The sequence below is a fragment of the Helicobacter canadensis MIT 98-5491 genome (assembly GCF_000162575.1).
GTDB lineage: Bacteria > Campylobacterota > Campylobacteria > Campylobacterales > Helicobacteraceae > Helicobacter_D > Helicobacter_D canadensis.
In genome coordinates, this window is record NZ_CM000776.2 from 1569790 (window position 1) to 1591817 (window position 22028).

Here is a 22028-nt window from a genome sequence, read left to right on the forward strand (position 1 = left end):
TATTCAACTAAATAAATGAATATTTAGTGATGTCTCTTGAAAGGAGGTGATCCAACCGCAGGTTCACCTACGGTTACCTTGTTACGACTTCACCCCAGTCGCTGCATCCGCCGTGGGCGGTAACTAGTTTAGTATTCCGACTTAAGGCGAATACAACTCCCATGGTGTGACGGGCGGTGAGTACAAGACCCGGGAACGTATTCACCGTGACATGGCTGATTCACGATTACTAGCGATTCCAGCTTCATGTAGTCGAGTTGCAGACTACAATCCGAACTGAGAGATGTTTTAGAGATTGGCTCCACTTCGCAGTATTGCTTCTCTTTGTGCACCCCATTGTAGCACGTGTGTAGCCCTAGGCGTAAGGGCCATGATGACTTGACGTCATCCTCACCTTCCTCCTCCTTACGAAGGCAGTCTCCTTAGAGTGCTCAGCCAAACTGCTAGCAACTAAGGACGAGGGTTGCGCTCGTTGCGGGACTTAACCCAACATCTCACGACACGAGCTGACGACAGCCGTGCAGCACCTGTTTTCAAGCTCCCTAAAAGGGCACTCCACTATCTCTAGTAGATTCTATCAATGTCAAGCCTAGGTAAGGTTCTTCGCGTATCTTCGAATTAAACCACATGCTCCACCGCTTGTGCGGGTCCCCGTCTATTCCTTTGAGTTTTAATCTTGCGACCGTACTCCCCAGGCGGAATGCTTAATGCGTTAGCTGCATTACTGCAAGGACAAGCCTCACAACAACTAGCATTCATCGTTTAGGGCGTGGACTACCAGGGTATCTAATCCTGTTTGCTCCCCACGCTTTCGCGCATCAGCGTCAGTAATGTTCCAGCAGGTCGCCTTCGCAATGAGTATTCCTCTTGATCTCTACGGATTTTACCCCTACACCAAGAATTCCACCTACCTCTCCCATACTCTAGAGTAACAGTTTCAAATGCAGTTCTATGGTTAAGCCATAGGATTTCACATCTGACTTGCTACCCCGCCTACGCGCTCTTTACGCCCAGTGATTCCGAGTAACGCTTGCACCCTCCGTATTACCGCGGCTGCTGGCACGGAGTTAGCCGGTGCTTATTCGTTAGATACCGTCATAATCTTCTCTAACAAAAGGAGTTTACAATCCGAAAACCTTCATCCTCCACGCGGCGTTGCTGCTTCAGGGTTTCCCCCATTGAGCAATATTCCCTACTGCTGCCTCCCGTAGGAGTCTGGACCGTGTCTCAGTTCCAGTGTGTCCGATCACCCTCTCAGGCCGGATACCCGTCATAGCCTTGGTGAGCCATTACCTCACCAACAAGCTGATAGGACATAGGCTGATCCTTTAGCGAAAAACTTTCCCCCGTAGGGAGTATCTAGTATTAATCACCGTTTCCAGTGGCTATCCCAGACTAAAGGGCACATAACCTATGCATTACTCACCCGTGCGCCACTAATCCACTTCTAGCAAGCTAGAAGCTTCATCGTTCGACTTGCATGTATTAGGCACGCCGCCAGCGTTCACTCTGAGCCAGGATCAAACTCTCCATAGAAAATGGGGAGTTAAAAATCTTAATAAAAAGACTTAAACTCTCCATAAAAATAAATTGGATTGTTTGTCCTAAAATCTCAAAATCTCTGTTTTATAGATTTGTGGTTATAAAACTACAAAGTCATAAATGAGTTTATGTTGTATGATTTTAGAAATATAAAAAGAATAGAAATAATTTCTAGGTTGTCTTTTTTATATTCCTGCTTAGTTGTCAAAGATCATTTTAACTTTAAATCAATGTTTATGTATATAAAGCCAAAAGAACACTTTTTTTATGCAAAAAAGGAAGTGGAATTATAGCAGCTTAAGCTTAAGGGGAGATTAAATTAGAATCCATTAATCAATTTTTTAAAAATAAAGCTTGATTACTATGGATATATCTTTATACAAATACTATATTCATAGATATAAATCAATCACTTTAAAAAATTTTTACACAAGACTTCAAAAATTTATTCTAAAGATATTACAATAATACAATTTATTTTTGAGAATTTTTTAATGCAAAAATTAAGTAACGAACAAATTGGAATCTTATTAGAATCCATTAATCAATTTTTTAAAAATAAAGCTTGATTACTATGGATATATCTTTATACAAATACTATATTCATAGATATAAATCAATCACTTTAAAAAATTTTTACACAAGACTTCAAAAATTTATTCTAAAGATATTACAATAATACAATTTATTTTTGAGAATTTTTTAATGCAAAAATTAAGTAACGAACAAATTGGAATCTTATGGATCATTAGCGCAAGTATTGCCTATGGGATTATGCCTATATGGAGTGTAATATCTCAAAATAACGGAATCTCAACAGATTTTATTTTATTTTTTCGCTTCCTTTGTAGCGCCTTTTTGCTATTTTTGTGGGCACTTTATAGGCAAATCTCTCTTAAACTCACGAAATTGCAATATTTGCAATTTTTCTTCCTTGGTGGTATTTTATACATCATTCAATCTTTTGCCTACCTTGATTCTTTGCGTTATATTCCTGCCTCACTTTCTGTGCTTATTTATCATATTTATCCTATTATTGTCGCACTTATTGCTCTTATTTTTTTGAGACAAAAGTTACAAGCCAAGACACTTTTCTCGCTCTTTTTGTGTTTTGCAGGATTGGCAATCATACTTCAACCCCCAAAAGATCTTGAGCTTAGCGTTTATGGTGTGATTTTATCACTTATTGGTGCGTTGTTTTATGGGCTTTATGTGGTTTTTAGCAAATCCTATACGAGCAATCTTTCCTCTGTTGTTTATAGCTTTTATATTTGTCTTTTTGCAGCTTTGATGATTCTTGGCTTTATGATTCCAAATCCACCGCAATTTGATAATTTTAATATTAATGGCATCCTTTCTCTTCTTGGGCTCACCTTTATTTCCACGCTCTTTCCTATGATGGCATATTTCCTTGGAATGCCTAGAATCAATGTAACCAAAACGGCAATTCTAGGGATGATAGAACCTCTTGTGGGAGTTTTGCTTTCTTTGTGGCTTTTAGGAGAAAATCTTAATTTATTGCAATATTTTGGAGGATTTTTGATACTCTTTGGCTCTTTAGTTCTTTTTATAAAGCGTTAGTGCAATAAGCTTTTGCCATTTTTTCAAAACCACTTCTTCTCCAAATTTTTCATAAATTACCTGTGTATTTTTGGCAAATTCTTGCCTTTTAGTTAGCATCACTTCAAAGCTTTCTAATAAGGCGTTTTTATCGCCCATTTTAACCAAGATTCCATTTTTTCCATCATTTATAATCTCACTAGGTCCATAAGGGCAATCATAGCTAATCACAGGCACTCCACACATTAAAGATTCAATTAAAACATTACTCAAGCCTTCCCTATGACTAGTTAATGCAAAAAATTCCGCATTTTGATAGGCATTATAAAGATTCTCAACTTTCCCCAAAAAGACAATTTTTGCCTTTAGATTCTGGGCTTGTTTTTCTAAAGAATCGCGACACTTTCCATCACCTGCTAAAAGCAATGAAAATTGAGGATTTTTTTTAGAAAATCGCCCAAAAACTTCTAATAGATCTTCAAAATGCTTTGATTCTATCATTCTCCCTGCACTCAAAATATAAGGCTTATGGACACTAAAATCTTGCTGATCTGCTTTTAGGGCTTTATGGATAACAACCGGATTAGGCATCACGCTAACATTTTTTAAAAATTTATAATGCTTCAAATCTTTTTGGGTCAGTGTGGTGATGTGATTAGCTAGAGGATACACTCTTTGGCGTAAAAACTTCCAAATCTTAAGATGATCCAAACTCGCATAAATACTATGTTCTGTTGCAATAATTGGAATCTTATTTGCTCTAGCAGCTAAAATCGCCAAAACATTAGTTTGATGAATAAAGCTAACTACCAAATCCACCTTATACTCTCTAAAACAACGCCCAAGTCTAAAAATACGCTCTATATTTCCAAGCATTCCACGCATTTTTGTTGCAATCACCACCACTTCTATGCGTTCATCTAAGCTAAAAAAACGATCTTTATCGCTCCACAATATCAAAACAATTCGATAAGAATCAACTAAGGCATTTGCCAAAAAACTCGCCACTTTCTCAGCCCCACCCATTCTAAGCGAAGACACCACCAAAGCAAGAGTTGGTTTATTGTCCGTGTGCATTATGGTTAAACTCCACTACAATTTCTTTTAATTTTGCTACCACTTCTTGTGTTTCTAAAAGTTCGCTAATATCTTGATTAAGCTTATTAATATCATAACTTGTAGGACGAGCTACTTGAATTGAAGGGTATTTTGTCTTGCCTTCACTCTCGCCAATCAAAAGCTCCTCATAGAGCTTCTCTCCTGGTCGCAATCCGCTAAAGACAATCTCTATTTCCTCTTCCTTGCCATAGAGTTTTAGCATATTTTTAGCTAAATCCACAATCTTAACAGGCTCTCCCATATCCAAAATAAAAATCTCTCCACCCTTAGCAATTGCAGAAGCCTGTAAAACAAGCCGACACGCTTCAGGAATAAGCATAAAATATCGCGTAATTTCTGGATGAGTTACGGTGATTGGTCCTCCACTTTGAATCTGTGCTTTAAACTTTGGCACCACCGATCCGCTACTCCCAAGCACATTTCCAAACCGCACTGCCACAATCTCACTTTGTTTTGAATCGACATTTTGTGCATATAGCTCGACAACTCGCTTAGTTGCTCCCATTACATTTGTTGGACGCACTGCTTTATCTGTTGAGATAATCACGATTTTAGGGACTTTTATCTCTATAGCAGAATCAATCACATTTTTACTTCCTAAAATGTTATTTTCAATAGCACTTTTTTGATTATATTCACAAAGCGGAACATGCTTATAAGCTGCAGCATGCACCACAATATCAGGCTTTTCTTCTTGCATAAGCTCTAAAAGTCGATCTTTTTCTAAGATTGAAAACATTGCTGTTCGTAATAAACTTTTTTTATCATTTTTAGAGGAAATTTTTCTTGTGAGCTCCTCTGTAATCGCATAAAGATTGTATTCGCTATGATCTAACAAAATTAATCGCTTTGCTCCAAATTCCACGCACTGCCGCACAATCTCACTGCCAATGCTCCCACCTGCTCCTGTAATTAGAATCGTTTTATTAGCAATAAACTCTCCAATCACTTCTTTATCTAAATCCTTACTAGGTCGCGAGAGTAAATCCTCAATTGAAATATCTTCTAGCGGTTTGTCCTCTTTAAGCATTGAAGCGATTTTAATCTCTTCAATCCCCATTTGCGTTAATTCATTAAAAAGCTTTTCTAAGGGCGGTTTGGCATAAGGTTTGGTTAAAATCACACTTTTAATCTTATGCTTCTCTAAAAGCTCTTTTAGCGCTGTTTTAGGATAGACTTTGAGATTTGAAATATAGTTGCCTTGCTCCTTTTTATCTTCATCAATGATTGCCAAAGGATAAAAGGGAATTTCGCTATTAAGGGAACTTTTAATGAGTGTGGCTGCCTGTGTATTAGCCCCAAAAATCAAAGCAGGTTTAGGAGAATTTTTAGGAGAATTCTCTAAATAAATTCGCTTAGAGATTCTAATCCCCCCAATCAAAATCCCTGATATAACAAAATCAATTATTACCACACTCAAAGGAAATTTATCAAAAAAACCCAAAAAGAATAAAAGCGTAAAGATTCCATAAGCTAAAATATGGGCATAAATGATTTTTAAAGCTTCGCTTAATCCAAAAAATCGCCACGGCACTAAGTAAATTTTAAAAACCCACAAAGCCCCAATTTTTAAGACAATTAAAACCAAAAAAGCAAGAATCACTCCACTATTAAATTCTAAGGGCACCTGAAAGCTAAAACGCAAATCATATGACAAAACTAAAGCAAAGTATGAAACAACTATATCAATTACCAAAAAGAATAGGATTCTTTTGAGATTACTTGGGCGAAAAATAGCAGATTTTATCACTTAAAGACTCTTTAAATAATCCAAAATATAGCCTGATACCTCATCAATCTCTCTGCGTTCTAAGGCTCCACCGCTAGGCAAACAAATTCCATTATTAAAGAGATTTTGAGAAGTGCCATCACAAAAATTTAAAGAATCTCTAAATAAAGGCTGTAAATGCATAGGCTTCCATAATGGGCGTGATTCAATGTCTTTACTAGCTAGAATCTGCACAAGATCCATTACATTGACTTTTTTCTCTTTAAAAATCAAAGTGCTTAGCCAACGATTTCCTCTTGAATCAGGAATCTCCGGCATAAATTCTACAAATTCACTAGAAAGATTTTCTTGATACCAATCAAAAATTTTTCGTCGTTTTGCAACCTTATCTTCTATTTCTTCTAACTGCCCCAAACCAATTGCCGCACAAATATTGCTAAGGCGGTAATTATAACCATAGTCTAAATGCTCATAATAAGGCAGATTCTCTCTTGCTTGAGTGGAATAATACCTTGCCTTTTGCATTTGGCTTGAATCTTTACCTAGCAGCATTCCTCCACCACTTGTTGTAATAATTTTATTACCATTAAAAGACAATGCGCCAAACTCTCCAAAAGTTCCAGTATGTTGCCCCTTATAAAATGCCCCTAAAGATTCTGCTGCATCTTCAATCAATAAAACCCCATATTCCTTGCAAATTTCTGCAATTTCAGAAATCTTAGCACACTGCCCATAAAGATGTGTCAAAATCAAAGCTTTGGGTTTTGTTTTTAAACTCTCTAGTGCTTCTCTTAAAAGTTTCGGAGAGAGATTCCACGAAGAATCACTATCAATAAAAATCGGAGTTGCTCCTTGATACAAGATTGGCACAATCGAACCTATAAAAGTAAAAGTGCTTGCCAAAACTAAATCACCCTTGGTGATTCCTGCTACTCTTAAAGCCAAATGCAAAGCTGCTGTCCCGCTACTAAGTGCAAGTGCATTAGGGCTTTTAGTGTAGTCTTGCATTGCTAATTCAAAGGAATTAACAAACTCTCCTAGTGGTGCAATATAATTACTTCTAAAAGCTTCATCAACATACTTTTGTTCATTTTTTCCCATTTGTGGCGGGGATAAAAAAATTCTAAAACTCATTGTAACTCCTTTTTTGCTGGATTTCCTACAACCTTTTTAAAAGATTGAATGTCATTAATCACAACGCTTCCTGCTCCAATCATACAACCATCACCCACACTTTTGCCCTCAATCACAACGCTTCCTGCTCCAATATGCGAATCTTTGCCAATACTAACACCACCACAAAGTGTGCTTTTGGGAGCTAGATGAGAAAATTCTCCCACCTTGCAATCGTGCTCTACCACACAACCTGTGTTTAAAATCACACCTGATTCTATGGTGCTTCCTGCATTCACTACGACATTTGGCATCACCACACAAGCCTCACTTATTTTAGCGTTTTTAGAAATAATTGCACTTGGATGAATAAGGCTTGGTATCTCAAAACCCTGCTGTTTAAAAACTTCAAAAAAGGCTCTTCTTGCTTGGCAATTCCCAATAGCCAATGCAATCTTAACCTTTTTTTGTAAAGCCAATATTAAAAATTCTTTGGGAGAAATGGCATTTTTATGTGCCAAAATTTTACCTTGCGGAGAATCATCAAGCACAAAAGCAATTTCGCCTCCACACGCCAAAATAATATCAGCTACTACTCTTCCATGCCCACCAGCACCAACAATTGCAAATTTCTCCATCAAAGCCCTTTGCTTCCTTATTTTAAGAAAGCTAAAAATATTGCCATAACTATTTAATTTTCTAAAATAAGAATTCTACCCAAAAGAATCACAAAAAATCTTTATAAATTTTCTATCATTAAGAAATCTGCCTTTAGGTTTTTCTTAAAAATAATTCAACTAAATCCCAAAAAAATCTAAAAGTTACTTTTTGAATTTTACTTTTATTTTGTTAGAATCTGCTTTTAGCAAATTCCAATAAGAAGGTTTAGGCTTGCGAATTGAAGAAATTCAAGAAAATATTTATGTCTTGCATGGAAAATTAAAAGATATTAGCGATTATCAAGATATGAAATTACTTTTAGAAAAAATACGAAAAACCCAAATAAATGAAATCTCTTTTAGCATTCCACAAGCAAAAGATATTAGTTTATATATTTTAGGATATTGGCTAAAACTTGCCAAGGAAGATGGATTTAAATTTCATTTTTATCTTTCTGATGATCTTTTGTATGAACGCTTTTTATACTTGGGATTACATGAATTTTTTGAGGTTATTAATGGAAAAATGGAATAATATTTATAGCACTTTTGACCCCGTTGCTTTCAATCTTTTTGGCATTAGTGTGCATTGGTATGGGATAATGTATGTCTTAGCTTTACTTGTAGCACTTGGTGTAGCAAAATGGATTGCCAAAAAAGATTCTTATCCTATTTCAAATGCACTTTTAGAGAGTTATTTTTTATGGGTGGAAATTGGCGTTATTCTAGGTGCTAGGCTTGGATATATCATTTTTTATGATCCTTTTACCACTTATTATCTCACTCATCCTTGGCAAATTTTCAACCCCTTAGATAAAGATGGGAATTTTGTTGGGATTCGCGGAATGAGCTATCATGGGGCAGTCATTGGCTTTTTGATTGCTTCTTTAATCTTTGCAAGGGTTAAAAAAATCAATTTTTGGCTTTTTATGGATTTGGCTGGACTTAGCATTCCTTTAGGCTATGTATTTGGCAGGATTGGAAACTTCCTTAATCAAGAGCTAATTGGTAGAGAAACTTCAAGTGCCTTAGGGATTTATGTAAATGGGATCTTACGCCACCCAAGTCAGCTTTATGAAGCCTTTTTAGAGGGTATTGTTGTTTTTGTGATTCTCTTTTTATGGAGAAAAAAGGCGCATTTTATAGGACAGATTGGAATCTTATATGGTGTGCTTTATTCGCTGATGCGTTTTATTGCAGAATTCTTTAGAGAACCCGATTCACAGCTTGGCTTTGTAGCCTTTAATTGGCTAACACAAGGGCAACTTCTCTCACTAATCATTGGTGCCCTATGCTTTGCATTACTTTTTAAACCTAAGGAAAAAAATGGCTAATCTTTCTTTGCAAAATATCTCCAAACAATACGACTACAAGCCCATTTTAAGCGATATTTCCCTTAGTGTGCAAGAGGGAGAGAGAATGGCTATTGTCGGCAAAAATGGTGCAGGAAAATCCACGCTTTTAAAGATTCTTAGCGGAGAAGTGGAAGCCGATGAGGGAAACCGAATCCTCCAAGGCAATTTAGAAATTAAACATTTAATCCAAAAGCCTGTTTTTCAAGAGGGGCAGAGTGTCAAGGAAGTTATTTTGCATTCTTTAGAAGAGCTTACACAAGCTAGAAAAAGGCTAGATGAAATCGCTCAAAAACTCCAAAATCACCCAGATGATGAATCACTTATCAAAGAACATTCGCTTTTAAGCAATTTTATTGATCATCACAATGCTTGGGATTTGGAAAATAAAATCAACCAGATTCTAGAAACTTTTGCTCTCAAAGAGCTTCAAGACAACTTCGCCAATCTCTTAAGTGGTGGAGAGCAAAAACGCGTAGCTTTAGCTTGTTTGCTTTTAAGAAAGCCTGATATTTTACTGCTTGATGAACCTACAAACCACCTTGATGTTGAAATGGTGGAATTTTTAGAAGACTTGCTTTTAAGAGAGAAATGGACACTTATTTTTATTAGCCACGATCGGTATTTTATTGATAGAATCGCCACACGCGTCATTGAAGTAGAAGACTGCAAGATTCGAAGTTTCAAAGGCGGCTATGGAGACTATCTAAGAGCCAAAGAAGAACTCCTAAAAAGCCTTGCTAAAAGCCATGAGACGCTACTTAAACACTTAAAAGCCGAAGAAGAATGGTTAGCGCGTGGAGTAAGGGCAAGAGTTAAACGCAATGAGGGCAGAAAAGAGCGTATTATGCAAATGCGACAAACCGCCAAAAACAATCCCTCTATTATCCGAAAAATGACTTTAGAGTTAGAACGCGAAAAAAAGCATTTTAATCAAGAAGAAGGGGTGAATCGCAAAAAAATGCTTTTTGATTTGCAAAATATTTCCTTTAGTCTTGATAAAAAACTTCTCATCAAAGACTTTTCAACACGCATTTTACAACGCGATAAAATAGCCATTGTAGGCAAAAATGGTGCCGGTAAATCAACGCTTTTAAAATTAATGTTAGGTCGCTTAAAACCTCAAAAAGGGAAAATAGAATGCGGAGAAGTGAAAATAGGATATTTTGATCAGCACAGAGAAATGCTAGATGATTCTAAGGATTTGCTAGAAACCTTTTGCCCCTTTGGCGGAGATAGAATCGATGTCAAAGGAAAAAATATGCATGTCTTTGGCTATCTTAAAAACTTCCTTTTTCCTAAAGAATTCCTAGACAAAAAAATCGGCACGCTAAGTGGTGGAGAGAAAAATCGTGTTGCTTTAGCCTTGCTTTTTACCAAGGAATATGATTGCTTGATTTTAGATGAACCCACTAATGATTTAGATATTCCTACGATTAATATTTTAGAAGAATATTTACAAAGCTTTGATGGAGCGATTATTTTTGTGAGCCACGATCGGTATTTTGTGGATAAAATCGCTCAAAAACTGCTTGTTTTTAAGGGCAATGGAAACATTGAAGAAACCCACAAAAGCTTTAGTGAATACCTTGAAATAGAAAAGGAACTTAAAGATTACCAAATTTTTAAAAACTCTTTGCAGACTCCAAAAGACAAGCCTAAAACCGAGAAACAAAAAACAAAACTTTCTTATCACCAAATGCGTCTTTTAGAGATTCTACCCCAAGAAATTGAAGAGCTTGAATCCCAAATTAAAGAGCTTGAATCCAAGCTTTATTCAAACACTCTAAGCACAGCTGAGCTCCAAGAACTCTCTTTAGAGCTCCAATCTAAACAAACCCTTTGCGAGGAAAAAACTTTGCAATATTTTGAATTAGAAGAGCAGCGTGAAAGCCTTTAAGTTACAGCCCTTTTTAGAGTATGCAAGGGTTGGAAAATGGTATATTCAAAACTTTAGCTTAGAATCTTTTTGGGAATCTTATTTGCTAGAATCTAAAACAAAGGAGCAAAAATGAAACTTTTGATACTTCAAAGCCTAATTATTTCCACTTTTTTAAGCGGTTGTCTCTATCGCAATGAATGTGGATATTCTAATTCTTATTGGGATGAAAAGGGATATTATTATGATTCTCAAGGGAATTATGTGGAGACCTGCCCTGATAATCTCATCTACAAAGATGGCAAACAACCCCAAATGAGAGAAGAAGCTTTTTGATGCAAAGCCTAAAAGAAATCCAAGCAAAACGCAATCTAGTATTAAATCACAAACACATTGCACCCTTATTTGAATCCCTAAACTCCTTGCAAAGCCTTCCCCAAAATGAGCTAGAAAACGCCACTTTTAGCTTTGATGATTTTATTAATCTCTCTTTGCCCAATCTCACAGAATCTTCACTCCACCACATTACAGAAGTAGCAAAAACCCTTATCCCTTGGAGAAAGGGACCTTTTAAAATTAACTCTTTGGAGATTCTTAGCGAGTGGAATAGTGCCATTAAATACAATCTCCTAGAACCTCATCTAAATTTACAAGGCAAAATTATAGGAGATATTGGCTGCAATAATGGCTATTATATGTTTAGAATGCTTAAAGAAAATCCTAAAAAAATCATCGGCTTAGATCCTATGCCCTTATGCAAGTTACAATTTGACTTTATGCAATTTTTTATCCAAGATTCAAGGCTTGATTTTGAACTTTTGGGCATTGAAGATTTGCCTTTTTTGGATATTAACTTTGATATTTTATTTTGCCTTGGAGTGCTTTATCATCGCAAAAGCCCCATTGATTCGATTAAGATTATCTACAATTCCCTAAAACAAGGTGGAGAAGCAATTTTTGATAGTATTATCATAGAAGGGGATGAGGAAATCGCCCTTTGCCCACGCAACAAGCGCTATGCCAAAATGCCCAATGTCTATTTTATCCCAACCTTAAAAACCTTTATAAACTGGCTAGAATTTTGCGGCTTTAAAGAAATTACGCATATTGCGACCTTAAAAACAGGCATTGATGAACAAAGAAAAACGCCTTGGAGCAATGCAGAGAGTTTGGAAGATTTTCTAACTCCCGACAAAACAAAAACCATAGAAGGCTACCCTGCTCCACAAAGAGCCTATCTCAAAGTAAAAAAATAGGTCAAATCGTGGCTATAAGATGCTACATTTGACACACTCAGCCCTATCCTGCAAAGATTCTACTACACAAAATAATTCTTAATTAACCCCCACTCTACACAAAACTAAACACCCACAAAAAAACCGCCAAACCTTTTTAAATAAAAATGAGAATAATTTCTAAAATATATGCTATAATCCTTGCATCTTATCTCAAAAAAGGATTGTTTGATGAAAAAATTTCTTTCTATCTCAGCTCTTGTTGCTTTACTTAGCTGCCCACTTTTGGCTCAACCTTATGTCCTAGACCCAAACAACTCTCAAGTGAATTTTGAAATTTCTCATCTCAAACTCACTAAAGTAGATGGAAAATTTGATAAATTTAGTGCCAATATTGACTATGATACAACCACAAAAGTCCTAAATTCGCTAGAAGGTAGCGTTGAAATTGCCTCTGTTGATACAGCCAACGCCAAACGCGATGAGCATTTAAACGCGGCAGATATTTTTGATTCTAAAAAATATCCAAATATGACTTTTAAAATGACTAAGTTTGAAGCAGGCAAAATTTATGGGGATTTAACCATCAAAAACACTACAAAGCCTATCGTGCTTCAAAGCACAGAAACACTTAATGGTGCGACTCTGCAAATTCAAGCTAGTGCAACTATTAAGCGTTCTGATTTTGGTGTAGTATGGGAATCTAATCTAAAAAATAGCCTTGTAGGCGATGAAGTTAAAATCCTACTCACACTCACTGCTAATCCACAATAACTTTAGAGTTTTCTCTAAAGTTTTATTTGCTTTAGAATCTACTTTATCAATCTACATTAATACCTTTATGCTATAATCTCAAAAAATCCCTTAATTATTAGGAAAAGCTATGAATATCATTTTTGGACCCGTTGCTTCAAGAAGGTTTGGAGAATCGCTAGGTGTAGATCTCTCACCCCAAACTAAACAATGCAATTATGACTGTCTCTATTGCGAACTAGAGGGTAAAAAAGCTCAAGATTCTATGCAAGAAATTTTAGAAGTTGATACCATCCTAACTGCCATAAAAGAAGCTTTAGATAAATTTAAAAATATTCAATCCCTAACTATTACTGCAAATGGGGAACCTACACTCTATCCTAACTTATATGAATTAATGTTGCGACTAGAAGACATAAAAGGCGACACACAAACCCTATTGCTAACCAATGGCTCTTTACTTTGGGATTTAAGTGTTTCTAGGGCTTGTTTGCTATTTGATAAAGTCAAATTCTCTCTTGATGCCATCTCCCAAGAAATCTTTAAAAAAATTGACAGACCCATTAAAAATATTTCCCTAGAGCAAATCTTGCAAGGAATCTACCAATTTAGTGCAGACTTTAGCGGAGAACTTTATGCAGAAATTCTTTTTGTCAAAGGCGTGAATGATGATCCAAAAGAAGTGCAAAAAATGGCAAGATTCCTAGCACCAATGCAACTAAAAAGACTAGACATAGGCAGTATTGATAGACCACCTGCTTACAGAGTTAATCCTATTTCACAAGAATCGCTAGAAAACTTTGAAGCAATTTTTAAAAGCTATGGCATACCTGTGTTTTTACCCAAGCGAATCACAAGCCCCAAAAAAGACAATTTAGAACTCTCAAAAGATGAGATTCTAAAAACCCTAGCCCTGCGTCCTATGAGTAAAGCAGACATACAAAGCCTGTGGAATGAAACAAGCATTCAAAGGCTTTTAGAATTACAACAACAAGGGATTCTTTCTCTAACCAACATTAATGGAGTGGAATTTTTCAGCATCAAAAATAAATAAATTTAAGCCTTTTTGGAGCTACAATAAACTTGCTTAAATTATTTTTGATTGCAAATAAAAATAAATTATTTTCTATCGAGGATCTTACATTAATCCTTTTTGGAGTTGGTGCAATTCTTATATTGATCGCTTTTTTCACCTTCAAAAAAATCAACACACTACAAAATCATAATGCAAACACATAAGATTTAAAAAGCCAAATAAGCATAGATTCCAAAGACAATAAAACAAAAATATAAAAAGCCCATCGAGGCTTCTTTAGAATCTCTACAAATCTCCCCCAACCAAAATAATGCAAGGTTAGAAAAAACACAAAAAAACCACTAATACTTCCCGCTATTGCCAAACCAACCGCGCCATAAAACCGCATTAACACAAGCGAACAAATTGTCCCAACACCCAAAGAAAATGCGGTGATTTTCGCTGCTAGGGCTTGTTTGTTTTGTGAATAAAGCCACAAAGAAAAGATTCTAGAAAGCCCAAAAGGCAAAAGCCCAAGCATATAAGCGCTAAAAACCGCCGCTGTCTCTAGCGTATCCTCACGCCCAAACTGCCCCCTCTCAAACAAAAGCCAAATAATTTCATTTTGCAACAAAACCCCGCCAATCACACAAGCCCCAAGCAAAAAGCACAAAAGCCAAAAAGAACGAGAAAGCTCCCTTAGGGCTTTTGATTCTTCCTTTTCTTTGAGATATTTAGCAACCAAGGGAAAAAGTGCTGTGGAAGTTGCTATGGCAAAAATCGCTAGGGGAAGCTGAAAGATTCTATTTGCATAATACAAATACGAAATCGACCCACTTGTCAAAAAAGATGCCAAAAGCGTATCAATAAAAGAAGCTAGTTGTGCACTAGAACTCCCAACCATTGCAGGAAAAAATTGCTTATAAAAGGATTTCACACTAGCATTGACTGCTTCTTTTTTACTCTCTAATTCCCTAAATCCAACACACAAAAGCCTAAAAAACTTCAATCTCCACATCGGATAAAAATGCAATAAAATCTGTGCCACTCCACCGGCTAAAACTCCATAACTAAGCCACAAAACTGCTTCATAAGCAGGACTATTGCGTGCTAAAAACAAAGCCACAATCATTGCCAAATTTAAAAGTGCCGGAGAATACGCCCACGCGGTGAAATTTTGCTTATATTGTAACATTGCCCCCAAAAAAGTTACCACAAAAACCAAAAGTAAATACCAAAAATTAATCGCTACCAAAGGTGCTGCAAGCACGATATTCTCATCACTAAACCCATAAGCCAAAACCTTAGTAACTTCTTTTTGAAAGCCCCAAACTAGCATTGATAAAACAAATAAGATTCCGCAAAAAACTGCAAGAATCTTTAAAGCAAATCCACCGCGGAATCGTGCTTGAAAAAAACTAGGCAAAAAAGCTTGATTGAATGCCCCTTCACCAAAAATTCTCCTAAAAAGATTAGGCAATTTAAAAGCTACAAAAAAAATATCGCTATAAATCCCAGCTCCAAGAGTGCTAGCTGTCATTAAATCCCGGATAAATCCTAAGATTCTTGAAGTTAAGATTCCACTGCTATTAGTTAAAAAAGCTCTTAAAAACATTTGTCATTCTCTTTATGTAATCTTTTTCTTATGGGGTTTTTGATAAAATAGGGCAATATTTTTACATAAAAAGCTTTTAGAATATGTTAAAAAAAGATTTAAACTCATTTAGACCTTATTATATCAATGAATGCGAGGATATTAAATTTGCTTTTAAACAAATTGCCTCTCAATTAAATTGCAATTTAGATTCGCTTGATTTTGAATTACGCGGAATCACAACCTATGTCAAAAAAACTTACGATTACTCTCCCCAACCGCTAAAAGAAAGCGAAACCGATAGTTTTTTAAGTCATTATAACAATCTCTTAGAGCCTAATCTTATTATCTCTCAACGCTACTCCATTCTTATTTTCAAAAAAGAAAAGAAAGAAACTCGATTCCATATGCTCACTGATAAATCTTTTTCTCAAGCTTTTTTAGTGTTTCGTGCAGGATTTGTGTTTAACCCACAAGAATTTGAAAATCTCTATCTCCAAATCAAAAAATTCAAGGCGTGGAATCGCATTTTATTTTTCAAAGAAGAGGAAGAAAAGAAGGCTTTAAAAGGGTTTTTAAATACTTTAGAATACCCGCTAAAACAAGAAGTTAATTATCTACTCTCTCAAAGCTTTGGCTACATTCCACCAAGTGAGAGTTCGCTTGAATTCAAAAAAGAAGTAACTCAAAATTTCCAAACGCTTATAGCCAATGAAATCATTTGCATCTTTCACAAAGCCACCAAAGGAAAGCCTGGCAGAAATATCCGTGGCGAATATATTATTCCTGAAAATCCAAAAACCCTTGATCAGCCCTGCACACTTAAATTTGATCCTGATAGCATTAAACCTGTAGAAACTCCCCTAGAGATTCGCTATCTTACTGCAATTGGAGGAATTTTAAAATACGAAGACAACTATCTCTATATAGAAAATACCCTAGAAACTAAAGAGGTCAATCTCAAAACCACTGGATCACTTATTGGCAAGATTGAAAGTGGGACAGAAATCAATATCACTGAAACTGATTCACTCAAAGAAGCACTTGGACAGGGTATGAAAGTCCAAGCCTCCAAAATCAATATCCAAGGCAATGTCGGAGCCAATGCACAAATTAATGCCAATGAAGTTTTTATCGGAGGATTCACACATCAAGATTCTAAAATCTATGCCACAACAGCCACTATCAAAAACCACAAAGGTTATCTCCAAGCCAAAAATGTCAAAATAAAAACTTTAGAGACTGGAATCATTGAAGCCCAAAGGGTAGAAGTGGAACAAATGTATGGAGGCAAAATTTATGCAGAAGAAATCATTATCCAAACCCTACATTCAAACGCCTTTTTATACGCTACTAAAAGCATTGAAGTTTCCCTTATGCAAAAGGGCGAAAACCGATTCTATATCGCTGCTAATTATAGCCTAGAGAACAAGGCACTATACCAAAAGCTTTTAGACCAAAAAGATTCTTCAATTAAAGAAGCTATTTTGCTCACCAAAGAGCTAAAAGTTGAAAGTTTAGAACTGCAAAAAATCAAAAATACTGCCGATGAAATGCGAAAGATTCTAATCCATTACAAAAACACCAATACAAATCCTCCAAGCTATTTGCTTGCCAAATTTGAAGAATACCACACACGAGTAATCGCACTCAAAGAAAAAAGAGCAAAAATCAATACTCTAAGCGAGCTCTCAAAACAAGCCTATAACGCTTTAAACAGGCTTGATTCTGCCACTAAAGATGGCACTATTGTCGTGCAAAGTGGTTGGGTGGGATACAATGAAATTCATTATGTTTTCTACTCTCCCAAAAAAGAATTTATGCTAATCCCTAAAATGGGAGAGCCCTCAAAAGTTATTTTTAAAAATGATAAAATCCATTTAGTTTTATAGGAGACAAAATGATTATTGCCCTAGAAGGAAAAATCTTCGCCAAAGAACCCACTAAAATAGCAATCAATTGCACTGGAGTTGTCTATGAAGTTTTTATCTCTTTACAAACAAGTAATCAAATCACTCAAAACAAAGGCGATTCTATTACGCTGCTAACCACACACATTATTCGCGAAGACGTACAAAATCTCTTTGGCTTTTTAGAATCTAGTGAAAAAAAACTCTTTGATACACTCATTAAAATTAATGGCGTAGGTCCCAAAGTTGCTATGGCGATTCTCTCTACCTACACACCACAAACTTTTGCTAAAGTGGTAGAGGGCAATGACATTAAATCCATGCAAAGAGTGCCCGGAATTGGTCCAAAAAGTGCAGGGAGAATCCTAGTAGAACTCTCTGGCTGGTCGCTAGAGCTAAGCCAAAATGAGACAAATCACAAAGATTCAGATTATAATCAAGTTATTCTAGCCCTTGAATCGCTAGGCTATAAAAATGATATTATTCAAAAAGCCATTAAAGGTTTAGAAAAAAATGAGGTGGGGCAAATGGTTAAAGCCGCACTTAAAAAAATACAAGGTTTATAAAATGCAAAAAAAACTTCATCTTATTTCATTAGGTTGCACTAAAAATCTCGTTGATAGTGAGGTTATGCTAGGCAAACTTAGCGAATATGAAAACACACAAGAAATCAATGAAGCCGATGTGGTTATTGTCAATACTTGTGGATTCATCGAAGCAGCAAAAAAAGAAAGTATCCAAACGCTACTAGAAGCCCTAGAAACAAAAAAACAAGGGGCAATTCTAGTAGCTAGTGGCTGTCTTAGCGAACGCTATGCTAAGGAATTAAAAGAAGAGATTCCTGAACTTGATATTATCACTGGCGTGGGAGATTATGACAAGATTGACAAAATGATAGAAGAACGCCAAAAAGGAGAGAAAATCCTCTCTAATGCAAAGGGAGTCTTTTTGGCAGATGAAACCAACAAGCGAATCATTAGTGGATCAAAAATACACGCTTACATCAAACTCTCAGAGGGCTGTAATCAAAAATGCAGCTTTTGTGCTATTCCAAGCTTTAAGGGCAAATTGCATTCACGCACACTTGAATCCACTCTAAAAGAAGTGCGCAATCTTGCCTCTCAAGGCTATAGTGATTTTACCTTTATTTCTCAAGATTCTAGCTCTTATTTACGCGACTTAGGGATTAAAGATGGACTAGTGGAGCTTATTAGTGGCATTGAAGATTTAGCTAAAGAGGGAGTGAATATTAAAAGTGCGAGAATCCTTTATCTCTACCCTGCCACCACCTCTAAAAAGCTTATTCAAAAAATCATTGATTCGCCAATTTTTCACAATTACTTTGATATGCCCTTGCAACATGCCTCCCAAAAAGTGCTTAAGACTATGGGTAGGAATGGAGAATTTATGGAGCTATTAGAAATGATGCGAAAAGCTCCAAATAGCTTTGTTAGAACTAGCTTTATTTTAGGGCATCCTGGTGAGGGAGAAGAAGAATTTGAAGAACTTTGTCAATTAATAGAAAATTTTTCTTTTGATCGAATCAATTTCTTTGCTTACTCCAAAGAAGAAGGAACAAAAAGTGCCACAATGGAACAAATCCCTAGCAAAACAATTCATTCAAGGTTAAAGAAAATCAATAAAATCTTTACAAGCCAATACCAACAAAATCTTAAAAAATTAAAAGGTGCAGAAGTTACAGCACTTATTGAGGGCAAATCCAAAGAACACGAATTTTTCTATGCTGGGCGTGAGTTAAGATTTGCCCCTGAAATTGATGGGGAAATTTTAATTAATGACAAAACCATTGATGAAGAAATCACAAGTGGTTATTACAAAGTAAAAATCACCGAAATCGCAGGGGAAGATATTTTAGGTTGCGTGATTGGAAAAGCCTAAATTAGAATTTTTAGAAGAATTAAAAGGTGCAAAAAATCTCCTTGCTTTTTCAGGGGGATTAGATTCAACAGCACTTTATTTTCTGCTTAAAAGCTATGGAATTGCCTTTGATATAGCAATAGTGGATTATGGAATAAGACAACAATCACACCTAGAAATCTCAAGAGCAAAAACACTCTGCTTTTGGGATAACAAACAATGCTACACACTCAAAGCTCCAAAAATCAATAAAAACTTTGAAGCAAATGCAAGGGCGATTCGTTATGATTTTTTTACCTCTTTAGTCTCTCAAAATTCCTATCAAAATCTTATTTTAGCCCACCAACTCAATGATAATTTAGAATGGTTTTTAATGCAATTTTGCAAAGGAACTAGTATAGAAAATATGCAAATACCCCCCAAAAGCCTCTTTTGGAAACAAAATCAAAAAACCTGCTACATTCTCCGCCCTATGATTTTTCTACCAAGAATCACGCTTCAAATGTATTTGCAAACCCATAAAATCTTTTATTTTGAAGATTCTAGCAATGCAGATACCGCCTATAAGCGAAATTATTTTAGAAAATATTTTGCCAACCCTCTCATTCAAAATTTCCAAGGCGGAATTCAATTTAGCCTAGAACTCCTTGCAAAAGAGCATTCCAAGACAGATTTAGAAGACTTAGGAGGTTTTTTTGTCTTTAAACACAATGCCCTTAGTCTCTATTATATCGACAAGGCTTCCAAGAAACTAGGCTACTGCCTAAGCAAAATCCAAAAACAGCAATGCCAAACCCACCTAACTCAACAAGAATTTTCTATCGTTTTAGGCGGCAAAATCGCCCTAGAAAAATCCCAAAATCAAATCTGTATTTTTCCCTACACGCATTATAAACTCACCAAAGCCCAAAAGGAAACTTTCCGCAAAAATAAAATCCCAAAAAAATTTCGCTTCTTTTTAGCCAAAAAGGGATTGATTGATTTTACCTTATTCTAAAATTTCTATAAACCAAAAAATGCTAAAATCTAATTATCAACCAAAAAAGAAAGGCAACAATGTTTGAACGAATTGATTCTCTGCTAAAAAAAATCGAAGAAGCACAAGCCGAAATAGAATTTCTCCTAAGATTGGCTAAAATTTCTTTTGTGGATTATGTTATGATAAAGCGTGGCTCTCAAGATATGCCACCCTCACTAGATATGTGGAATCTCCAACAAATCGATGAAGAAGTCTCCAAGCTCAAAGAAGCCATTGATAGTCTCAATAAAATCAAAAAAGAAGTGCTAACTTGGTAAGTTTTGCAATTCTTTTAATTTCTCTTTGATTGCTTCAATATGTCCTTTTACCTTGACATTTTTCCAAATAAATGCAATTTTTCCTTGAGGATTAATAATAAAAGTTGATCGAATAACCCCCTCATATTCTTTACCATAAAGCTTCTTTGGACCCCAAGCCCCATAAGCTTTTAAAACATTTTTGCTAGTATCGCTTAGCAATGTAAAATTCAATTTCTCTTTTTCTATAAAGCTTTGATGAGATTTGACACTATCAGGACTAATACCCAAAACAACCGCACTTAAATCATTTAATTCCGACAAATTATCCCGAAAATCACAAGCTTCTTTGGTGCAACCTGGCGTTTTGTCTTTAGGATAAAAATACAAAATTACCCAACTTCCACCAAAATCTTGCAAAGAAATTTCAGCATTATCTTGATTGGGCAAACTAAAATTAGGGGCTTGAGCATTGATTGATAATTCCATACTATTCCTTTATTTTTTTGTGATTCTAACAAATTTTATGACTAATTTGCATCGCTACTTTACAATCTTCAAAAATCTCTAATTTAGTGATAGTAATTTTATAGCTTTGAATCTGCGAAAATCGCTTTGGAATCTCTTTAGAAAAATACTCTAAGGCTTCTTCTAATAGCCCAAATTCATTCAAAAAAGCCTCTTTAAAAAACTCCCTTAACTCACGATAATCCAAAAAAGATTCCCCTTGATTCTTAAAATAGCAAAACTCCCCTTCTAGCTTAATCTTTTGCCTCTTTTCCCTCTCAAAAGGTAAAATCCCAATCACAACCTCCAAAATCCAATCTTCTAAAAAAATCACATATTCCATATAAATTTACTCTACATTTGCAAAAAAGCTTGAAAATATCCATCCAAGATTACTGCATTCATTGTTTTAATAATCTCTTGAAAATCTCCCTCTGGCACTACTTCATCGCGATAAATCCATAAAGTCTTTGAAACTTTGGCATTTTTTTGTAACTTTGCCTCAAAAAGCACACGATTAGAAACCTCATCATAAGAAAAATCTAGCACATACAGCTTCAGAGAATCTCTTGCCAAATCCTTACTTTCTACCAAATTTATACAACTTTGGTGAGCTGCTTTTAACATTAAAGAATCAAGCATATCAGGTAAAGATTCTATCCATTGATTCTTTGCAAAATAGGCAACCTCATTAGGTGATTGCCTATAAGCAATTTTCTGTGTATTGATTTTTTCTACCGCCTCGACACCCAACCAATGATAAACTTGAATACTTTTACAATTCACTTCCTTATAAGGAATTTCCAATTGATAATAACTCACAGGCAAAACCTCTTTGCTAATACAACCACTAAAGATTACCCCCAAAATAATTCCTAAAATAATATTTTTTAATCTTATTTTCATTG

21 protein-coding genes and 1 rRNA gene are annotated in these 22028 nt (G+C 35.6%); 13 read left to right on the top strand and 9 right to left on the bottom strand.

The window, feature by feature from the left end:
- Positions 1–39 precede the first annotated feature (39 nt).
- Positions 40–1536 (bottom strand): 16S ribosomal RNA (locus HCAN_RS07765).
- Between the two features lie 711 nt (positions 1537–2247).
- On the opposite strand from HCAN_RS07765, the gene HCAN_RS07770 reads away from it, so the two are divergent.
- Positions 2248–3123, top strand: coding sequence for a DMT family transporter (locus HCAN_RS07770; protein WP_006656637.1), 876 nt, complete (start codon positions 2248–2250; stop codon positions 3121–3123).
- Here the strand turns inward: HCAN_RS07770 and HCAN_RS07775 are convergent.
- From HCAN_RS07775 to HCAN_RS07790, 4 genes are read right to left on the bottom strand one after another with little or no spacing between them, the layout of a single operon-like run.
- Positions 3100–4179, bottom strand: a complete 1080-nt coding sequence (locus HCAN_RS07775) for a glycosyltransferase (protein WP_006656989.1) — start codon at positions 4177–4179, stop codon at positions 3100–3102. The two genes, HCAN_RS07770 and HCAN_RS07775, sit on opposite strands and share 24 nt — an antisense overlap.
- A complete protein-coding gene (pglF, locus tag HCAN_RS07780) occupies positions 4163–5971 on the bottom strand; it encodes a UDP-N-acetylglucosamine 4,6-dehydratase (configuration-retaining) (protein WP_006656990.1) in 1809 nt (602 codons plus the stop codon). The genes HCAN_RS07775 and pglF overlap by 17 nt, the downstream gene beginning before the upstream one ends.
- On the bottom strand, positions 5972–7084 hold the full coding sequence (gene pglE / locus HCAN_RS07785) for a UDP-N-acetylbacillosamine transaminase (RefSeq protein ID WP_006656991.1): 1113 nt from the start codon (positions 7082–7084) through the stop codon (positions 5972–5974).
- Positions 7081–7701 (bottom strand): acetyltransferase, encoded by a 621-nt coding sequence (locus HCAN_RS07790; RefSeq protein WP_006656992.1) that lies wholly within the window; start codon positions 7699–7701, stop codon positions 7081–7083. The genes pglE and HCAN_RS07790 overlap by 4 nt, the downstream gene beginning before the upstream one ends.
- 253 nt (positions 7702–7954) lie before the next feature.
- On the opposite strand from HCAN_RS07790, the gene HCAN_RS07795 reads away from it, so the two are divergent.
- From HCAN_RS07795 to HCAN_RS07825, 7 genes are all read left to right on the top strand, one after another.
- Entirely contained in the window at positions 7955–8257 is a 303-nt protein-coding gene (locus HCAN_RS07795) for a hypothetical protein (protein ID WP_034556403.1), read from the top strand.
- Positions 8241–9056, top strand: coding sequence for a prolipoprotein diacylglyceryl transferase (gene lgt, locus HCAN_RS07800; protein WP_006656223.1), 816 nt, complete (start codon positions 8241–8243; stop codon positions 9054–9056). Before HCAN_RS07795 ends, lgt begins: the two co-directional genes overlap by 17 nt.
- A complete protein-coding gene (abc-f, locus tag HCAN_RS07805) occupies positions 9049–10974 on the top strand; it encodes a ribosomal protection-like ABC-F family protein (RefSeq protein WP_006656993.1) in 1926 nt (641 codons plus the stop codon). Before lgt ends, abc-f begins: the two co-directional genes overlap by 8 nt.
- Positions 10975–11085: 111 nt before the next feature.
- Positions 11086–11289 carry a hypothetical protein gene (locus tag HCAN_RS07810; RefSeq protein WP_006656220.1) on the top strand — a complete coding sequence of 68 codons (204 nt, stop codon included), beginning with the start codon at positions 11086–11088 and terminating at the stop codon, positions 11287–11289.
- Positions 11289–12209: a tRNA 5-methoxyuridine(34)/uridine 5-oxyacetic acid(34) synthase CmoB gene (gene cmoB / locus HCAN_RS07815; protein WP_006656219.1), complete on the top strand. Its 921-nt coding sequence runs from the start codon at positions 11289–11291 to the stop codon at positions 12207–12209. Before HCAN_RS07810 ends, cmoB begins: the two co-directional genes overlap by 1 nt.
- 210 nt (positions 12210–12419) lie before the next feature.
- Entirely contained in the window at positions 12420–12962 is a 543-nt protein-coding gene (locus HCAN_RS07820; RefSeq protein WP_006656994.1) for a YceI family protein, read from the top strand.
- Positions 12963–13071: 109 nt separating this feature from the next.
- The gene (locus HCAN_RS07825) at positions 13072–13995 is read left to right on the top strand and encodes a radical SAM protein (RefSeq protein ID WP_006656217.1); all 924 of its coding nucleotides are present in this window, start codon (positions 13072–13074) and stop codon (positions 13993–13995) included.
- Between the two features lie 166 nt (positions 13996–14161).
- Here the strand turns inward: HCAN_RS07825 and murJ are convergent, their stop codons facing one another.
- Positions 14162–15571 (bottom strand): murein biosynthesis integral membrane protein MurJ, encoded by a 1410-nt coding sequence (murJ, locus tag HCAN_RS07830; RefSeq protein ID WP_006656215.1) that lies wholly within the window; start codon positions 15569–15571, stop codon positions 14162–14164.
- 83 nt (positions 15572–15654) lie between these two features.
- Here murJ and HCAN_RS07835 point away from each other — a divergent pair, with 83 nt between their 5' ends.
- The 5 genes from HCAN_RS07835 to HCAN_RS07855 are packed head-to-tail and all read left to right on the top strand — an operon-like array spanning position 15655 to position 20634.
- On the top strand, positions 15655–17442 hold the full coding sequence (locus HCAN_RS07835; RefSeq protein ID WP_006656214.1) for a FapA family protein: 1788 nt from the start codon (positions 15655–15657) through the stop codon (positions 17440–17442).
- 8 nt (positions 17443–17450) lie between these two features.
- The gene (ruvA, locus tag HCAN_RS07840; protein ID WP_006656213.1) at positions 17451–18026 is read left to right on the top strand and encodes a Holliday junction branch migration protein RuvA; all 576 of its coding nucleotides are present in this window, start codon (positions 17451–17453) and stop codon (positions 18024–18026) included.
- 1 nt (position 18027) lies between these two features.
- Positions 18028–19359, top strand: a complete 1332-nt coding sequence (gene rimO, locus HCAN_RS07845) for a 30S ribosomal protein S12 methylthiotransferase RimO (protein WP_006656995.1) — start codon at positions 18028–18030, stop codon at positions 19357–19359.
- Positions 19346–20335, top strand: a complete 990-nt coding sequence (tilS, locus tag HCAN_RS07850) for a tRNA lysidine(34) synthetase TilS (protein ID WP_006656211.1) — start codon at positions 19346–19348, stop codon at positions 20333–20335. The genes rimO and tilS overlap by 14 nt, the downstream gene beginning before the upstream one ends.
- A 59-nt stretch (positions 20336–20394) precedes the next feature.
- A complete protein-coding gene (locus HCAN_RS07855; protein WP_006656210.1) occupies positions 20395–20634 on the top strand; it encodes a DUF2443 domain-containing protein in 240 nt (79 codons plus the stop codon).
- Here the strand turns inward: HCAN_RS07855 and bcp are convergent.
- From bcp to HCAN_RS07870, 3 genes are read right to left on the bottom strand one after another with little or no spacing between them, the layout of a single operon-like run.
- Positions 20623–21102, bottom strand: a complete 480-nt coding sequence (gene bcp, locus HCAN_RS07860) for a thioredoxin-dependent thiol peroxidase (protein ID WP_006656209.1) — start codon at positions 21100–21102, stop codon at positions 20623–20625. The two genes, HCAN_RS07855 and bcp, sit on opposite strands and share 12 nt — an antisense overlap.
- Before the next feature lie 25 nt (positions 21103–21127).
- The gene (locus tag HCAN_RS07865; protein WP_006656208.1) at positions 21128–21463 is read right to left on the bottom strand and encodes a dihydroneopterin aldolase; all 336 of its coding nucleotides are present in this window, start codon (positions 21461–21463) and stop codon (positions 21128–21130) included.
- An 11-nt stretch (positions 21464–21474) separates the two neighbouring features.
- Entirely contained in the window at positions 21475–22026 is a 552-nt protein-coding gene (locus HCAN_RS07870) for an ABC-type transport auxiliary lipoprotein family protein (protein ID WP_006656207.1), read from the bottom strand.
- Between the last annotated feature and the right edge of the window lie 2 nt (positions 22027–22028).

Excerpts from the sequence above, each read along its gene's own strand:
- HCAN_RS07770 (WP_006656637.1), top strand. The coding sequence starts at position 2,248 with ATGCAAAAATTAAGTAACGAACAAATTGGAATCTTATGGATCATTAGC.
- HCAN_RS07775 (WP_006656989.1), bottom strand. The coding sequence starts at position 4,179 with ATGCACACGGACAATAAACCAACTCTTGCTTTGGTGGTGTCTTCGCTT.
- pglE (WP_006656991.1), bottom strand. The coding sequence starts at position 7,084 with ATGAGTTTTAGAATTTTTTTATCCCCGCCACAAATGGGAAAAAATGAA.
- HCAN_RS07790 (WP_006656992.1), bottom strand. The coding sequence starts at position 7,701 with ATGGAGAAATTTGCAATTGTTGGTGCTGGTGGGCATGGAAGAGTAGTA.
- lgt (WP_006656223.1), top strand. The coding sequence starts at position 8,241 with ATGGAAAAATGGAATAATATTTATAGCACTTTTGACCCCGTTGCTTTC.
- abc-f (WP_006656993.1), top strand. The coding sequence starts at position 9,049 with ATGGCTAATCTTTCTTTGCAAAATATCTCCAAACAATACGACTACAAG.
- HCAN_RS07810 (WP_006656220.1), top strand. The coding sequence starts at position 11,086 with ATGAAACTTTTGATACTTCAAAGCCTAATTATTTCCACTTTTTTAAGC.
- cmoB (WP_006656219.1), top strand. The coding sequence starts at position 11,289 with ATGCAAAGCCTAAAAGAAATCCAAGCAAAACGCAATCTAGTATTAAAT.
- HCAN_RS07820 (WP_006656994.1), top strand. The coding sequence starts at position 12,420 with ATGAAAAAATTTCTTTCTATCTCAGCTCTTGTTGCTTTACTTAGCTGC.
- HCAN_RS07825 (WP_006656217.1), top strand. The coding sequence starts at position 13,072 with ATGAATATCATTTTTGGACCCGTTGCTTCAAGAAGGTTTGGAGAATCG.
- murJ (WP_006656215.1), bottom strand. The coding sequence starts at position 15,571 with ATGTTTTTAAGAGCTTTTTTAACTAATAGCAGTGGAATCTTAACTTCA.
- HCAN_RS07835 (WP_006656214.1), top strand. The coding sequence starts at position 15,655 with ATGTTAAAAAAAGATTTAAACTCATTTAGACCTTATTATATCAATGAA.
- ruvA (WP_006656213.1), top strand. The coding sequence starts at position 17,451 with ATGATTATTGCCCTAGAAGGAAAAATCTTCGCCAAAGAACCCACTAAA.
- rimO (WP_006656995.1), top strand. The coding sequence starts at position 18,028 with ATGCAAAAAAAACTTCATCTTATTTCATTAGGTTGCACTAAAAATCTC.
- HCAN_RS07855 (WP_006656210.1), top strand. The coding sequence starts at position 20,395 with ATGTTTGAACGAATTGATTCTCTGCTAAAAAAAATCGAAGAAGCACAA.
- bcp (WP_006656209.1), bottom strand. The coding sequence starts at position 21,102 with ATGGAATTATCAATCAATGCTCAAGCCCCTAATTTTAGTTTGCCCAAT.
- HCAN_RS07865 (WP_006656208.1), bottom strand. The coding sequence starts at position 21,463 with ATGGAATATGTGATTTTTTTAGAAGATTGGATTTTGGAGGTTGTGATT.
- HCAN_RS07870 (WP_006656207.1), bottom strand. The coding sequence starts at position 22,026 with ATGAAAATAAGATTAAAAAATATTATTTTAGGAATTATTTTGGGGGTA.